We start from the raw sequence: 16,332 nt of genomic DNA, 5'->3' as shown, positions 1-16,332 counted from the left end.
GGGCTCCTTGAAAAGCGGTTTATGCGTGAAAGCGAAAAGTGTGTGCGGCCCTGCACTGCGCAGGGCCGGAATGGATCAGGCTGCCGCCTTGGCAAGCGTGGCCTTCTGCGTTTCGAAGGCCCACTTCAACCAGGGCATCACGGCCTTCATGTCGGCCGTTTCGATGGTCGCGCCAGCCCAGATACGAAGGCCAGACGGCGCGTCGCGATAGGCACCGATGTCGAGCGCCACATTTTCCTTTTCAAGAAGGGCAACCATGCCCTTGGCGAAATCGGCCTGGACGCCAGCATCAAGGGCTGCAACATCCTTGCAGACGATCTTGAGGCAGACCGAGGTGTTGGAGCGCGTTTCATCGGCGACAGCCAGATTGGCGATCCAGTTGTTCTCGGCCACGAAGTCGAAGATGACCTTGGCATTGGCATCGGCACGCGCGATCAGCGCCTTGAGGCCACCCAGGTTCTTCGCCCAGAGAAGCGCATCGATATAGTCTTCGACGCAGAGCATAGAGGGCGTGTTGATCGTCTCACCGGTGAAGATGCCTTCGATCAGCTTGCCGCCGGACGTCATGCGGAAAATCTTCGGCAGCGGCCAGGCGGGAACATAGGTCGTCAGACGCTCGACGGCGCGGGGCGAAAGAATGATGACGCCATGGCCACCCTCGCCGCCCAGAACCTTCTGCCAGGAGAAGGTCGTAACATCGAGCTTGGCGAAATCGAGATCCTGCGCGAATGCGGCAGAGGTCGCGTCGCAGATGGTGAGGCCCTTGCGATCGGCGGGAATGAAATCGGCGTTGGGAACACGAACACCGGAGGTCGTGCCGTTCCAGGTAAAGACCACATCGCGGTCGAAGTCGACCTCTGCGAGGTTCGGCAGGAGACCATAATCGGCCTCGAACTTGCGAACATCCTTGAGCTTCAGCTGCTTGACAACATCGGTCACCCAGCCGGCACCGAAGCTTTCCCAGGCAACCATGTCCACGCCGCGTTCGCCAAGCAGCGACCACAGGGCCATTTCAACGGCGCCGGTGTCGGATGCGGGAACGATACCGATGCGATAATCGGCAGGAACATTGAGAATTTCGCGGGTGAGATCGATGGCCTGCTTCAGCTTGGCTTTGCCAACCTTGGCACGATGCGAACGACCAAGCGGTGCATCGGCGAGAGCTTCAAGCGACCAACCGGGGCGCTTCGAGCAGGGACCTGAAGAAAAATGCGTATTGCCCGGACGCACGTCCGGCTTCACTATATCTGTCATTTGACTATCCTTCCAGATAGGCGCTCCACGTTAGGGTGGAGTGTCCTGACACCGTTGCTATTCCTCTCACCCGTTTCCGTCAAGCGGAATATGTCGCAAGCTTCGATAATTTTGTCCGATCTGCGCCAAACGCCAATAACCGCACAAACAAAAACCGCCCGTATCGATCAGATACGGGCGGTCCAAGTCTATAGTCGGTCTGTGACGTTTACTTGTAAACGGCAGGCTGAACCGGAATATCGGCCGGTGGCATGTACTGTGCGGTATCGCAGCCATTGAAGACATAGCGGCCGCCGAGACGGATTTCATGCGAGGTCAAGCCCTTGTCGCGACCAGGACCGGCAGCGCCATTGAGACCGAACATTTCGCCCTGGCCGATCTGGCGGAAGCGATAGCCGATATCGGCCTTGAAGTCGCAGGTGACATCAACCGAGGCACCGGCCATCAAAGCGTAAGCGAAGCGCCAGCTGCCCTTGCCATCGAATTCGCAGCAACCCGAATCGGTCTTGAACGTATCCCACTTCACATGCGCGCCACCGATACCTGCGCCGAGATAGGGGGTGACACGGCCATAGGTGCCGAGATCGACATAGGCGTTCGCCATCAGGCCGAAGGCCTGCAGCGAGGTGTGCGACTCAAGGCTTGGAGCAGAGCCCCGGAATTTCGACTTCGACAGATAGTCGACGGTCAGGTCGGTGCGCAGATAATTGTTGATCTGGTAGCCCACGCCTGCGCCGAAGAGGACGCTGTCCTTCTGGGACGTGCTGGTAAAGCTCACATCTTCCATCGCAGATGCCGACACTGCCCGGTTGAAGCTGCCGCCACGGAACTTGTTGAAGGAATAGCCGACATCGCCACGCAGATACCAGCCGCTTGCTTCCTTCACCTGAATTTCCGGTGCGGGCTCAATATAGGCTGGTGGGGCTGACTGATAGACATCCGCAGCGAGTGCGTGCTGACCTGCCATCAGAGCGGCAACGACACCGATCAGGCTCTTCTTCATGTGGGCGGCTCCATAAGCGGCATACGCGAACGGCGCGCACACCAGTGAATTCTTCACTTATGAAACATGAAGGAAATTGGTTAAGTGACGATTAATATCACGGCCAGTACAGGTCGTTTTGCTAATAAATACAGTCAACACCCGGTTAAAGTAAGCAACGTCTACACCTCAAAGTGCGCATTCACACGCAGGAATGCGCTCCAGCACATCCAAAAGCTGCACGTCAGCAAGTCTACGCCGCTGCGCCGAACCGGTACGTTTCTTTAGAATTATTCCCTTTTGATAGACAACAGTATTAACCGGCACACAGTATAAAACGAAACGTGTGTGAACATCGGGAAACTTAGACCCTTCCAGATGGTTCAAACGCAGAACGTTTCGACTTTGCCCGTCATCGTCCCCACAAGCGACCACGACGAAGCCACTCACAGCGTTCGCTAGCAACTGCATCACGACAAACCCGTTGAGAAGACGACATAACAACTGTTCGAGAGTGGCCTTCGTTGAAAACCAATCTGAAAAGCATCTTCGACTTCTCTCCGACACCTCAGGACAATCCGGTGTTGTTGCGGGCACAATATATGGCCTTCAGCCAGCAGATGCCGATGATGTACTTCATTCTGCTCTCGAGCACGTGGGCGCTGGCCTTAACCTATCTGCACACCGCGCCGAGGCTGCTGTCGCTTGGCGTCCCTTGCCTCTTCACCGTGATGTGCGGGGCGCGCATTCTCTTCTGGCTACGGTCTAGAGGTGAAACTCCGCCCATTGCGACTGTCGCCTCCACCATGAGGCGGATCAACATCCTTGGGGCGGTAATTGCCGCGTCCTTTACCACATGGTCCTGTCTTCTCTATCCCTATGGCGACGCCTTCCAGAAATCGCATGTCGCCTTCTATATGGCGATCACCGTCATTTCCTGCATCTTCTGCATGATGCATGTGCGCTCCGCCGCCCTCATGGTCACGGCGATCGTCAACGGCACCTTCGTCGTCTTCTTCGCATCGACCGGGCACATGACGCTTATTGCCACGGCCATCAACATTCTGCTCGTCTGTTTCGGCATGCTGGTCGTGCTGAAGATCAACTACGACAATTTCGAGCAAATGGTGCTGGCGCAACAGAAGACCGAAGCGCTGAGCAATGAGAACCTCAAGCTCGCCAATATCGATAGCTTGACCGAACTCCCGAACCGCCGCGCCTTCTTTCATCATCTCGACACGTCCTTCACCCTCGCCCAGGCGGAAAATCATCGCCTCGCCGTCGGCGTGATCGATCTCGACGGCTTCAAACCCGTCAACGACCTTTACGGGCACTCCGCTGGCGACCGGCTTTTGAAAGAGGTCGGTGAGAGGCTGCAAGACGTCTGCAACGCCGAAAGCATGTTCCTGTCGCGCTTGGGTGGCGATGAGTTTGCTTTCATCATCTCCGGTCAGGTGAACGAGAATACCGTTCTTGCCGCGGGAAACCTGATGGGCTCCAAACTCCGCATCCCCTTTGAAACCCCGGATGCGACGATCATGATTTCCGCTTCGATCGGCATCGCCATCTATCCGGATGTGGCGTCCACGCCCGAGGAACTGTTCGACCGGGCCGACTATGCGCTCTACCAGAGCAAGCGCGAACATCGCGGCAACAGCACCCTGTTCACCACCAAGCATATCGTCGAAATCCACCGCGATGCGCGCGTGGAGCAGACGCTGCGGCAAGCCGATCTCGCAAACGAGTTGTCGGTGGTCTATCAACCGATCCTCGACGTCAACTCCGGCAAGACAGTCGGTTTCGAAGCGCTCGCACGCTGGAACAGCAAGCTTCTCGGTACTGTCCCACCGGCACAATTCATTCCGATCGCAGAGCGCGCCGGCATCATCAATATGCTGACGAAGCCGCTGTTGAAGAAGGCATTGGCCACCGCGAAGACGTGGCCGCAGGACATTCGATTGTCCTTCAATCTCTCTGCCCAGGACATCAACAGCGCCGAAGCCACGCTTGGCATCGTCGCCATCATCGCCAATAGCGGCTTCGACCCGCAGCGGCTGGATCTCGAGATCACCGAAACCGCGATCATTCATGACACCCGGCAGGCACGCAAATCCGTCGAGATGCTGCGAAAGATCGGCTGCGGCATTTCGCTCGACGATTTCGGCACCGGCTATTCGAGCCTGACCTCGCTTCACTCTCTCCCGCTCACCAAGCTCAAGATCGACCGCAGCTTCGTCAGAGACATCCAAGACAGCGACGCCAGCTACAACATCGTCCGCTCGCTGCTGACGCTCAGCCGTGAAATGGGCCTAGACACGATTGTGGAGGGCGTCGAAACTCAGGCCGAACTCGCCGTCATCAAGGCGCTGGGCGGGACGCTGGTGCAGGGCTATGTCTTTTCCCGTCCGATCCAGACGGAGAGCGTGCATGCGTTTCTCAATGGGTGTGTTGAGGACAGCCTTCAGCAGTGGGCGTGACGCGGTCATAGGCAAGCGGGCGGCAAAGCAAGCGCAGCAATGATACCGAGGCGTCACGACCTCGCCTCTTGATCCCCCTTGGTCTGGGCCCATTGCTGTCCGGTTCGATTTTGTGACGTACGACGTATGTCACTGATGGAGCTTATCTTTTCTGTGTCTTCGACGAGTTGCACCGCGACGGCGACGAAGGAACGGGAGCATCAATTGTCACGCTCCTCATTCCTGTGCTTGTCACAGGAATCCAGTCAGACCAAGTCTTTGGTCTGAAAGAACTCCTCTCGCCGCGCGGACGCGCAGCGGCTAGATTCCTGTGACAAGCACAGGAAAGAGGAGAGATGAAAAGCGCCACCCCTTCCCCGTCCTATCAGTTGATTACCTTCAAGCCGCCGACTTGACGCTGCCAATCACGCCCACCAGGTCGTTGACGATCCGCTCGACCTGGGCGCTGTCATCGCCTTCAGCCATGACGCGGATCAGCGGCTCGGTGCCGGATGGGCGAATGACGAGACGGCCCTTGTCGGCAAGCGCGCTTTCGGCATCGGCAATCGCCTGCTTCACCACCGGGTTCTCCAAAGGCTTGCCGCCGGAAATGCGGACATTCTTCAAGAGCTGCGGCACGGGCTCGAACTTGCGGCACACTTCGCTGACCGTCTTGCCCGAGCGCTTGACGCGCGCCAGAACCTGAAGCGCCGCGACAAGACCATCGCCGGTGGTGCCGTAATCGGAAAGCACGATATGGCCGGACTGCTCGCCGCCGACATTGAAATCGTGGTTGCGCATGTGCTCGACCACGTAACGGTCGCCAACCTTGGTGCGCGCAAGCGTCAGCCCCTTGTCGCCAAGGAAGCGTTCGAGGCCAAGATTGGACATGACGGTGGCGACGATGCCGCCGCCACGCAGGATATTGTCGTCGGCCCAGCTATGGGCGATCGTCGCCATCAACTGGTCGCCATCGACGATCTGGCCGCGCTCATCGACGATGATGACGCGGTCGGCGTCGCCATCAAGTGCAATGCCGATATCGGCGCGCACTTCATGCACCTTCTTCTGCAACGCGTCCGGATGCGTCGAGCCGCATTCGAAATTGATGTTGGTGCCGTTCGGTTCGTTGCCGATGGTCACAACCTCGGCACCGAGCTCCCAAAGCGCCGTCGGTGCGACCTTGTAGGCCGCGCCATTGGCGCAGTCGATTGCAATCCGGAGCCCGCTCAGCGTCACGTCGCGTGGCAGGGTGCGCTTGACGAATTCAATATACCGATAAATGTCGCCATCGACGCGCTTGGCGCGACCGATCTCATGCGGCTTGGCAAGCTGTGCATGGATGTCCTTGTCGAGCAGATCTTCGATTTCCAGCTCCAGCTCATCGGAAAGCTTGTAGCCATCCGGGCCGAAAAGCTTGATGCCGTTATCGGCGAAGGGATTGTGCGAGGCGGAAATCATCACGCCGATATCGGCGCGAAGCGAGCGGGTCAGCATGGCAACGGCAGGTGTCGGAATCGGGCCGAGCAGGAAGACATCGAGACCGGCGGCGGTGAAGCCCGCGACCAGGGCGTTTTCCAGCATATAGCCGGACAGACGTGTATCCTTGCCGATCACGACGCGATGACGGTGATGGCCACGACGGAAGATCGTGCCGACAGCAATCCCCACCCGCATCGCCAGATCCGGCGTCATGGGGAAAACGTTGGATTGCCCGCGAATGCCATCAGTTCCGAAATAGCGACGTGTCATGTGAACTCCAAATATATGGCGGCGCCGTGCACTAAGATGCGGCTACCTTTTTTCGCTAGATGCCACAAAGCGAGTCTGGCAGCACGTAAATTACCGCAAAAACGAAATATATGTCGTGACCGGTCCAGGTTCTCCCCAGGAAAGCGGACACTTCGCACGCGAAGCGCCAGCAATGAGAGAGGCGACGGACAGACGGGAAGCTACGGGACTGGCGCCGCTCCCGCCACACCCTCCGTCATCCTCGGGCTCGACCCGAGGATCCACGTTTCCAAGCACGTTCAATGATTTATAGACCCTCGGGTCAAGCCAAGGACGACGGAGGGGATGGACCCGCATCCCGCCAAACAAAAAGGCCGCTCTTTCGAAGCGGCCTTCCCGTCGTAAACTTGTGCACGAAGCTCAGTGCGGCTGGGGCTCCATGCCGCCTTCGGCTTCGCCATCGCCCTTGGCCTCGTTCGGGCCATCCTTCTTGGCGCCCGCCTTCGGCACGGCCGAGCCGCGGTTATGGGGCGAATCGTCGCCCATATCGCGGGCAGGCTTTTCGCCCTTCAGCAGCGACTTGATCTCTTCGCCCGACAGCGTCTCATATTCGAGCAGGCCTTCGGCAAGAGTCACGAACTCGTCGTGCTTGTCGGTCAGGATGCGGCGCGCTTCGGTATAGGCCTCGTCGATCAGGCGGCGAACTTCGCTGTCGATCGTCCGCGCAGTTGCCTCGGAAACATTCTTCGACTGCGACACGGAGTGACCGAGGAAGACTTCCTGCTGGTTTTCGCCATAGGCAACCTGTCCGAGTTCGTCAGAGAAGCCCCACTGCGTCACCATGGCACGTGCAAGCTTGGTGGCCTGCTCGATATCGGAAGACGCACCCGACGTGATGTTTTCCTTGCCGAAGGTCAGTTCTTCAGCAACGCGGCCGCCCATCATGATGACAAGGCGCGACACCATCCACTTGTAGCTCATCGAGTAGCGGTCGCCTTCCGGCAACTGCATGACCATGCCAAGCGCGCGACCGCGTGGAATGATCGTCGCCTTGTGCAGCGGATCGGCCACCGGCACGTTCAGCGCCGTGATGGCGTGGCCCGCCTCGTGGTAAGCGGTCAGCTTCTTTTCGGCCTCGGTCATGGCAGTCGTGCGGCGTTCCGCACCCATCATGATCTTGTCCTTGGCGTCTTCGAATTCCTGCATGGTGACGACGCGCTTGTTGCGGCGCGCGGCCATGAGGGCTGCTTCGTTGACAAGGTTCATCAGATCCGCACCGGAGAAGCCGGGCGTGCCACGGGCCAACACCTTGAGATCGACATTCGGCGCCAGCGGCACATTGCGCGCATGAACTTTCAGAATGCGTTCGCGACCGACGATATCCGGGTTCGGCACCACGACCTGACGGTCGAAACGGCCTGGGCGCAGAAGAGCGGGGTCGAGAACGTCGGGACGGTTGGTCGCGGCGATCAGGATGATGCCCTCATTGGCCTCGAAGCCGTCCATCTCGACCAGCAGCTGGTTCAGCGTCTGTTCGCGTTCATCGTTACCGCCGCCAAGACCGGCGCCACGATGGCGACCGACGGCGTCGATTTCGTCGATGAAGATGATGCACGGCGCGTTCTTCTTCGCCTGTTCGAACATGTCGCGGACACGGGATGCACCCACACCAACGAACATTTCAACGAAGTCGGAACCGGAAATGGTGAAGAACGGCACATTGGCTTCGCCGGCAACCGAGCGCGCCAGAAGCGTCTTACCCGTACCGGGAGGACCGACGAGCAGCACGCCGCGCGGGATCTTGCCGCCGAGACGCTGAAACTTCTGCGGATCCCGCAGGAATTCGACGATTTCTTCCAGGTCCTGCTTGGCTTCGTCGACACCGGCGACATCGTCAAAGGTGACGCGGCCATGCGCTTCCGTCAGAAGCTTCGCCTTGGATTTGCCAAATCCCATCGCGCCGCGCGATCCACCCTGCATCTGCCGCATGAAGAACAGCCACACACCAAGGATCAGGAACATCGGCAACAGCGTACCGAGATAGCTCAGGAAACCGGAGGAACCATCGCTTTCAGGACGCGCGACAATGGTGACGTTCTTCTGCTGAAGACGGTCCATCAGCGAGTCGTCAATGACCGGCGAATAGGTCTGGAAGGTCGTTCCATTCTCGGTATAGGTGCCAAGAACGCGGTTGCCCGTTACCGTCACTTCACGGACACGGCCTGCATCGACATCACGAATAAATTGCGAATATGGAATTTCGCGCGAGCCGGATTGAGACGGCGACGTCTGAAACATGCTGAAAAGCGCAATCAGCAAAAGAGCAATCACCGCCCACAGGGCGAAATTTCTAAAATTTGGGTTCATTGAACTCCCCGAACTCCAACGGACGGATGACCGCCCGCCATTATGTTGCCCCTAACATAAGGAGGACAGTTGCGGTTGCCAAGGCGAAGGGAGGAAGGAGATGTGTTTTGCGGTAAAAACTCTGCGAAATTTACGACAAACTTTGCAGCGGAAGCCTTGGATAGACGCCGCGCCCGAGACTGAGCGCAATTGCGTTGGCCAAATCGAGGTCGAAGCGCGGGAGAAACAGGTCGTAGGGCGCTAGCAATGGGCGCATGGTGATCGACCCCATATCAGCCTCCCCCTGCCCCGCACCCTCCGGAGCAACACGTGGCTGCGCAAGCTTCGCGCGTTTCAGCACGCCAGCCGGAACGGCGGTGGGCGTGGCATCCTCTGCATGAGCAACCGCCCCGCCGGAAACAGTCACCGGAACCTTGGAACGGTTGACGATCTCGAACCGCTCATCCCACCTCGCGGTCTCGCCGGGAGCAACGATTATCGTCGGCACGTCCCGGTTCTCCCGCATCAGGTATAACCCATCCTTGCGCCGGTCGAAGATGACCCGCCCTGCCGTCAGCCTGCCTGGCTCTTTAGCGGTGACGAAGGCCATCACCCGGTCCATGCTCTCCGCCGCAAGCGGATAGGTTCTGCCGCCTGCAACGCAAGCGAGTGCGGTCAGTGCATAGCGGATGACGGTAGGATCATCGCCAAGACAATCGGCGCTGAGCCTGATCAGTCCCCCCGGATAAGCCTGCACAGAATGGGAGACAAAAGCCCCGGCGCGGGATGCAAGCTCCGTCCTGTCGAGCAACGGCTCTAGGAACGGTGGTTCGGCATCCTTTGAGAGCTTGCGCACGCGCACCCGCTCATACGTGTCGTCTTCGTTGCTGGGGTCATCGAACCAGCCCTGCCCTTTGGCGGCGAGATAGTCGCGAATATCCTCGCGCCGCACGCTCAAGAACGGGCGCAGCACCCAATTGCGGGCATTGTAGAGAACCGCGTCTGCCATGCCAGAGAGGCCGGGCATGCCAGCCTGCGCGCTTCGTTGACTACGCATCGCGATCGTTTCGCCCTGGTCGTCAAGCGTGTGCCCGACCACAATGGCTGTTGCGCCGATCTTGCCGGCGACCTCGTCGATCAGCCGATACCGCGCGAGCCGCGCTGCGGCGGAGATGCCTGTTTTCGGCTTCTCGTCATTCCAGCGAAGGATGTCATGGGGAATATTCAGGCCGCAGCACAAGAATTGAACGGCTTGCGCTTCATCCGCCGCTTCGGGCCGCAATGCATGGTCGATGGTCACGGCATGAAGCCGGACATCGTCTCGACCGGAGACAAGCAAAACCTCGTGAAGAGCGAGAAGAAGGCCGGTAGAGTCACTTCCACCTGAGATCGCCACCAGAAGAAGGGCGGGTTTTGAAATTCGTTCTAGGAAATTCCGTGCTGCCTCGATCGGCGCGAGCGGAGAAGAAAGGGGTGCCATAGCGGGGGCTGCGAGCAGGCTCAGCAGCCGATGCGCTTCTGTTCACTGGTAACTTTGCCGAGAACGGTCTTGGAGGCGCTGGGGTAGCGCTTCGGCACTTCGCGCAGCGTGGCGCAGGCGGTGTCTTTGTTATCGAGTGCGGCAAGCGACATGCCGAGCTTCAGCAGCATTTCAGGCGCCTTGGGAGACTTGCCGTAATTCTTGTGGCCGTCGAGAAAGGTCTTCGCCGCAGCAGTAAACTTACCCTGCGAATATTGCGCTTCGCCAAGCCAGAAGCTGGCATCCGCCGCCTTCGAGCCATTGGGATAGCCTTGGATATACTGTTCGAAGCCCTGCTCCGCCTGCTTGTAGTCGCCAGCAAGCACATGGCTGTAAGCCGCCTGGTAGATATCGTTTTCGCTGGTTAGCGCTGCGGTATTGACCGGATCGGTGCTGGTGGACTTGCCACCCGTGCTTACACCTGGAAGCGCGCCTGCAGAATTGTTGGCGCTGGAATTCAGCGTGCCGCCAACTGGCAGGCCACGCGAATCGAGCTCGATCGAGCCAAGCGTGGTCTCGCCCGGTGCCGCGTTGGACCGCGGACCGGTGGGTGCTGCGCTGCCTGGCACCGAAGCGCCGTTGGTGGACGGCTCTCCGATAATTGTTGCGACATCGTCAGACGGACCGGCGGAAGAGCCTGCAGGCGGAAGATCCGCCTCGGCCTTTTTCTTCGGTGCCGCAGCCGGTGCAGAGGACTTGCCGCCGCCTTCCAGTTCCTGGAAGCGGTACTCATTGTCTTCCTGCGCCTTGCGAATGGTTTCCTGCATCTGGAGAAGCTGGAAGCTCATCTCTTCGATACGACCGTTCAACTGACGGATCTGCTCTTCAAGCTGCTGTACGCGGTAGGTCTCGTTGGCCTGGACATTGACCACCGGAGCCCGCGAATTGGTCGTGCTAGGGTTCCCACCCCAGCCAAACAACGGCTGCGACACTGCAGTGCCGCTGAAGCCGGTGCAGGCTGCAAGCCCCAGCATTCCCGCCACGACAAGTTTCTTCATAGTGCTTCCTGTCTCATTGATTTGCGCCCCAGCGGCGCAACTCGCGATTTTTTCCATCTGCGATGAAAAAGCAACTTAACTTCGGCCAAACTATGAAAAAAACGAAAGGCGACCCGAGGGCCGCCTTTGCAAATTTCATCACGATTGCGCGAGGCAATTACATGCCTGCGCCACCGAGAACGGTAACCGCGCGGCGGTTCTGCGACCAGCAAGAGATGTCGTCGCAAACGGCGACCGGACGTTCCTTGCCGTAGGAGATGGTCTTCATGCGGTTGGCCGGAACACCCTGGGATGCCAGGAATTCCTTGGTGGCGGCTGCACGGCGTGCACCGAGCGCCAGGTTGTATTCGCGTGTGCCGCGTTCGTCGGCATGGCCTTCAACCGTGATGGCGTAGTTCGGGTAACGAGCAAGCCACTGGGCCTGGCGCTGCAGCGTCTGCTGTGCGTCGGCGCGGATCGAGGTAGAGTCGGTATCGAAGAAGATGCGGTCGCCGACATTGACGGTGAAGTCCTGCTGCGAACCAGGCGTTGCGGAACCAGCACCACCGCCGAGGCCAAGCTCGCCAGCGCTGTTCGGCATGTTCTTCTTGTTCGCGCAACCGGCAAGCGCCAGAGCAAGCGTCAGAGCGATAACAGCCGGATTGCGGGCGATTTTCTGCATTGGGCTAAGCGCCGAAGTTTGTGTACGGCTCATCGCCGGTCTCTCCTTAGGATTTCGATAACGTTGCCAGACGCTAACCGATTGAGGTTAACGGCCCCCGAACGCTTATGGTTAACAAAACGGAAATGTCCCACTTTTCTGCTCCCTCACAGCATTTTGCGGCAAGAAAGAGGCGCATTCCCGGTATTCTCCACAAAACCGCCACAACAACTCCGGTTCGAGGTGCTGTGGCGGGTATTCATCAGGCGTGGTCGAAGCAAAACGGTACAGCGGCTTTGCGATAGCGACATGCGAAAGAACAAGTCCTAATGCGCAAGACGCGAATCTAAACGATCGCGATACGCTTTAGTCAAGCAGTGGCGACCAGGCAGGGTCGGACGCATAGGTCGGGGTCTTGACCATCTGCTCGTTATAACCTGTCAGATCGATGGAATAGAGCTGCGGGCCACCGGCGCCGGCATTCTGGCGGAAGAACATCAGCACTCGTCCATTCGGCGCCCAGGTCGGTCCTTCATTGTGGAAGCCGGACGTCAGAATGCGCTCGCCAGAACCGTCTGGCTTCATCACGCCGATGGAGAACTTGCCGCCCGACTGCTTGGTGAAGGCAATCAGATCGCCGCGCGGAGACCAGACCGGCGTCGAGTAGGAGCCGTCGCCGAAGGAAATACGCGTCTGGCCCGAGCCATCGGCATTCATCACATAGATCTGCTGGCGGCCGCCACGGTCGCTTTCAAAGGCGATGCGCTGGCCGTCCGGCGAATAGGACGGTGCCGTGTCGATTGCCCCGGTGTTCGTCAGACGCGTCGTGGTGCGCGAGCGCAGATCCATCGTGTAGATATTTGCATTGCCCTCCTGCTGGAGGCTCATGATCACCTTCTGACCATCCGGCGAAAAGCGCGGGGAGAAGGTCATGCCCGGGAAGTTGCCGACGACTTCACGCTGTCCGGTTTCCAGTTGCAGCAGGTAAACGCGTGGCTGGTTGCCTTCGAACGACATATAGGTGACTTCCTGCCGGTTCGGCGAGAAGCGCGGCGTCAGCACCAGATCGTTGGTGTTGGTGAGGTTGCGAACGTTGAAGCCATCCTGGTCCATGATGGACAGCTGGCGCTTGCGCTGCTGCTTCGGGCCGCTTTCGGAAACGAAAACGACGCGGGTGTCGAAGTAGCCCTTCTCGCCGGTGATACGCTCATAAATGGCATCAGCGATGATGTGCGCGACGCGGCGCCAGTTTTCCGGCTGGGTGAAGAACTGCTGACCCATCATCTGCTGGCCGGCAAAGGTGTCCCACAGACGGAACTCGGCGCGAAGACGGCCGTCGGCCTCCTTCGTCACCCGGCCCGTCACCAGTGCCTGGGCATTGATGACCTTCCAGTCTTCAAAGCGTGGGGACTGGTCCGGATTGCTGATCTTTTCGATGAAGGCGCTCTTGTTGATCGGCGCAAACAGGCCGGAGCGCTGCAGGTCCGCCGCAACCACAGCGGAAACCTGCGCGCCGATGCCGTCACCCGACATGAAATCGGTGATCGCAATCGGCAGCGGCTGCACATTGCCCTTGGTGATATTGAGCCGAACTTCCGCGTTGGCTGGAGTGATCGCAACGAACGACAGGATGAGGCCGGAGGCCACCATCATCGCGCGAAGGAAAGAGAACTTGATCATCGAGACAAGCCTTTCAGCTTTTTTTTCATAAGTTGCACATCGATTGGAATACGGATGCCGGCGCCGAAAGCGGCTGCTTAGACACCGAAGTCTTCCGGCGTGAACGTCAACAACAAGGTGTTCCATCCTTTTTCACCGTCGTACTTATCCGGTGGGAGATTGGTGAAGGGCGCGGACCGGGTGACGGCGCGCCTTGCGCTGCCTTCCACCGCACGGCGCGTTCCGTCCGGCCCGCCTGTCGCCGAAACCTCAAGCTGGCCGACGATCTCACCCGATCTGTCGAGATGGACGCGGACTTCAACGACCACCTGCGCCACATCGGTCAGGCCGGCGACCATCGACCAGTTCTTGGAGATCTGCCCACGCAGGGCATCCATCTCACTGGCGCTCAGGCCCGTGCCGATCGTCTTCTTGCCACCAAGGGCTGCCGTCTGGGTGGAGCGCTTTGCGCCACCGCCGGAAGGCGCCTGCTTGTTGAGAAGTGCAGAAATTTCATCGGCGTTGAACTCGCTCTGCTGGGTCGCGGCAGCCTTTGCCGTTTCCTGCTTGCGATCGGAGACCTTCTTGTCGGAAGGCTTTTCATTGGCCTTGGCCTGGTCGGTCTTCTTTTCAGTCGGCTTTTCCGCAGGCTTCTGCTCAGCCGGCTTCTGCGGCTCGGGCTTTGGCGGCTCCGGCTTCTGTTCCGGCGGCTGCGGACGCGCATTGGGGCGCGGCACGTTCTGCGGCACGGCAATTTCTGCCGGTTCCTGGTTCTGCGGCGGCGGCTCTTCGGCCTTCTGCTCGGCAGGCGGTGGCTCGGCGGGCTTGGGCGGCGTCGCGATTTCAGGCTTCGGCTGTGGAAGGGCCGCCATTTCCTGCGGCTTCGGCGCGGTCTCTTCCTTCACGATGTCCTTGACGTCGTTCGGATTGGTATCGACCACGGGTGCTGGCTGCTCCTGCTTGGGCGGAGCGGCAGCACTGTCATTGTTGTTGGGCTTTTCGGTTGGCGTCGGCGGCGCATCGAGGTCGGCATTGTTGTTGCCGACATTCTGCGCATTGGGCACGGTGTCGGGACGCGTCGTCGGAACAGGGGCGGATTTCTCCGCCTTCGGCGCCTTCTTGTCACCCTGCTGGATCTGCGTCATTTCTTCGACGGACACGAGTTCGACAGGCATCGACTCGGCCTGAGACACCTCGAGCGGTGCCGGCGAGCCCAGAGACACAAGGGCAAAGGCCAGCAGCGAGGCGTGCACGATCGCAGATGTGGTAATGCTACCCTTCATCGCCGAGGTCAATTGTCCTGTTTCTGTTGCGTTACGAGGCCGATATTCTTGAAGCCCGCACCCTGGATACGCGCCATGACATCCGCGACAACGCCGTAAGCGGCAACGGAATCGGCACGCACGAAGACGCGTTCATTGTATCCGGTGGTGGCGATCGCCTTCAGCTTGTCCGCCACTTCCGCCGCTTCGATCGGCGTTTCCTGCAGATGGATCTGACCATTGGCATTGACCGAAATGGTGATCGGCTGCGTTTCCGAGTTCAGAGCGGAGGCAGAGGTCTGCGGCAGATCAACCGGCACACCGACCGTCATCATCGGTGCTGCCACCATGAAGATGATGAGCAGCACGAGCATGACGTCCACGAGTGGCGTCACGTTGATTTCGCTGATCGCACCACCGCCACGGCGACCGCGTCCACGGCCGCGACGACCGCCCGAACCACCACCGCTACCGCCTGCTGACATACCCATCGCGTTTTACTCCACTGGCTTTCGGCGTTGCGTTTTACTGCGCGGCCTGACGCGTCTGCAGCTTCTCGTCGATCTGGCGAGACAGGATCGCGGAGAACTCGTCGGCAAAACCTTCCATGCGCGAGGAAAGCTTGTGCGCGTCAGCCATGAACTTGTTGTAGGCCATGACCGCCGGAATAGCGGCCACAAGGCCGATTGCGGTTGCCAGAAGCGCTTCGGCAATACCGGGCGCCACGACCGCAAGGTTGGTGGACTTCGAACCGGCAATCGCCTGGAACGAGGTCATGATACCGACAACCGTACCGAACAGACCGATGAACGGACCGGCAGAACCGATCGTTGCCAGCGAACCGAGACGCGCTTCGAACTGCTCGGCTTCGCGTGACATCGTCACATCCATGGCCCGGTCGATACGCATCTGCAGACCGATCGGAGACCGTGCGCCGCGCTCGAAGGACTTCTTCCATTCGCGCATGGCGGCCACGAAGATCGCCGCAAGGCCGCCATTCTGGCGTTCGGCCAGGGTGCGGTAGAGCTCTTCAAGCGACTGGCCGGACCAGAACACCTGCTCGAACTGATCGAACTGGCGCCGTGCCTTGGTGAAGCTCATATATTTGTCGATGACGATGGCCCACGTCCAAACCGAGGCGGCTAAGAGGCCGATCATCACCAGCTTGACGATGAGTCCTGCCTGCATGAACAGTGCCCAAAGACTCACATCATGCGTTGCCGCTGCCAAACCTGCCTGTTCCATAAATATTCCAATCCCCGAATCCAAACGCCCGGTGCATGACCGGGCGATTCAAACACGCATTGATGCGTTAAGCGTCGCGGTTGAGAATCCGCCAGCCCGTCGCCTTTGCCCCGATAAGTGCCAGTACGCCTTATTCGCCGGTAAATTTGGTAAAAGGAAGGCGCATAGCCCACAAATACCGGGCGTTTCAGTAAGACTACATTATGGTTAAGGGAGTGTTACGAAACATGGGGCTGCGGG

The 16,332-nt window shown here is 59.3% G+C and carries 12 protein-coding genes; 1 reads left to right on the top strand and 11 read right to left on the bottom strand.

Going from position 1 to position 16,332, the window contains the following annotated elements; genetic code table 11:
- Positions 1–75: 75 nt before the first annotated feature.
- Entirely contained in the window at positions 76–1,254 is a 1,179-nt protein-coding gene (locus AC07U5_RS03975; RefSeq protein WP_494722349.1) for a phosphoserine transaminase, read from the bottom strand.
- Between the two features lie 208 nt (positions 1,255–1,462).
- Complete coding sequence (locus tag AC07U5_RS03970; RefSeq protein WP_112521020.1) at positions 1,463–2,257, bottom strand: outer membrane protein; 795 nt, start codon at positions 2,255–2,257, stop codon at positions 1,463–1,465.
- 581 nt (positions 2,258–2,838) lie between these two features.
- On the opposite strand from AC07U5_RS03970, the gene AC07U5_RS03965 reads away from it, so the two are divergent.
- Positions 2,839–4,713, top strand: coding sequence for a putative bifunctional diguanylate cyclase/phosphodiesterase (locus tag AC07U5_RS03965; RefSeq protein ID WP_494723251.1), 1,875 nt, complete (start codon positions 2,839–2,841; stop codon positions 4,711–4,713).
- A gap of 378 nt (positions 4,714–5,091) precedes the next feature.
- Here the strand turns inward: AC07U5_RS03965 and glmM are convergent, their stop codons facing one another.
- The 9 genes from glmM to tolQ all read right to left on the bottom strand — a co-directional run bounded on the left by glmM (position 5,092) and on the right by tolQ (position 16,092).
- Positions 5,092–6,444 carry a phosphoglucosamine mutase gene (gene glmM / locus AC07U5_RS03960; RefSeq protein WP_062426211.1) on the bottom strand — a complete coding sequence of 451 codons (1,353 nt, stop codon included), beginning with the start codon at positions 6,442–6,444 and terminating at the stop codon, positions 5,092–5,094.
- 399 nt (positions 6,445–6,843) lie between these two features.
- The gene (gene ftsH, locus AC07U5_RS03955) at positions 6,844–8,790 is read right to left on the bottom strand and encodes an ATP-dependent zinc metalloprotease FtsH (protein WP_062427959.1); all 1,947 of its coding nucleotides are present in this window, start codon (positions 8,788–8,790) and stop codon (positions 6,844–6,846) included.
- Positions 8,791–8,920: 130 nt separating this feature from the next.
- Entirely contained in the window at positions 8,921–10,249 is a 1,329-nt protein-coding gene (tilS, locus tag AC07U5_RS03950; RefSeq protein ID WP_494722348.1) for a tRNA lysidine(34) synthetase TilS, read from the bottom strand.
- Between the two features lie 20 nt (positions 10,250–10,269).
- Positions 10,270–11,286 carry a tol-pal system protein YbgF gene (gene ybgF / locus AC07U5_RS03945; protein WP_062427957.1) on the bottom strand — a complete coding sequence of 339 codons (1,017 nt, stop codon included), beginning with the start codon at positions 11,284–11,286 and terminating at the stop codon, positions 10,270–10,272.
- Positions 11,287–11,443: 157 nt separating this feature from the next.
- A complete protein-coding gene (gene pal / locus AC07U5_RS03940; RefSeq protein ID WP_062427956.1) occupies positions 11,444–11,980 on the bottom strand; it encodes a peptidoglycan-associated lipoprotein Pal in 537 nt (178 codons plus the stop codon).
- A gap of 312 nt (positions 11,981–12,292) precedes the next feature.
- Positions 12,293–13,606: a Tol-Pal system beta propeller repeat protein TolB gene (tolB, locus tag AC07U5_RS03935; protein WP_062427955.1), complete on the bottom strand. Its 1,314-nt coding sequence runs from the start codon at positions 13,604–13,606 to the stop codon at positions 12,293–12,295.
- Between the two features lie 77 nt (positions 13,607–13,683).
- Positions 13,684–14,868: a cell envelope integrity protein TolA gene (gene tolA, locus AC07U5_RS03930; RefSeq protein ID WP_062427954.1), complete on the bottom strand. Its 1,185-nt coding sequence runs from the start codon at positions 14,866–14,868 to the stop codon at positions 13,684–13,686.
- A gap of 8 nt (positions 14,869–14,876) precedes the next feature.
- Positions 14,877–15,338: a protein TolR gene (gene tolR / locus AC07U5_RS03925; protein WP_062427953.1), complete on the bottom strand. Its 462-nt coding sequence runs from the start codon at positions 15,336–15,338 to the stop codon at positions 14,877–14,879.
- Between the two features lie 34 nt (positions 15,339–15,372).
- Complete coding sequence (gene tolQ / locus AC07U5_RS03920; RefSeq protein WP_062427952.1) at positions 15,373–16,092, bottom strand: protein TolQ; 720 nt, start codon at positions 16,090–16,092, stop codon at positions 15,373–15,375.
- Positions 16,093–16,332: the final 240 nt, after the last annotated feature.

The sequence above is a fragment of the Agrobacterium sp. GW821-FHT02D03 genome, assembly GCF_059421725.1.
Note: the sequence above shows the minus strand (reverse complement) of the source record. Positions and strands in the feature narration are given on the sequence as shown.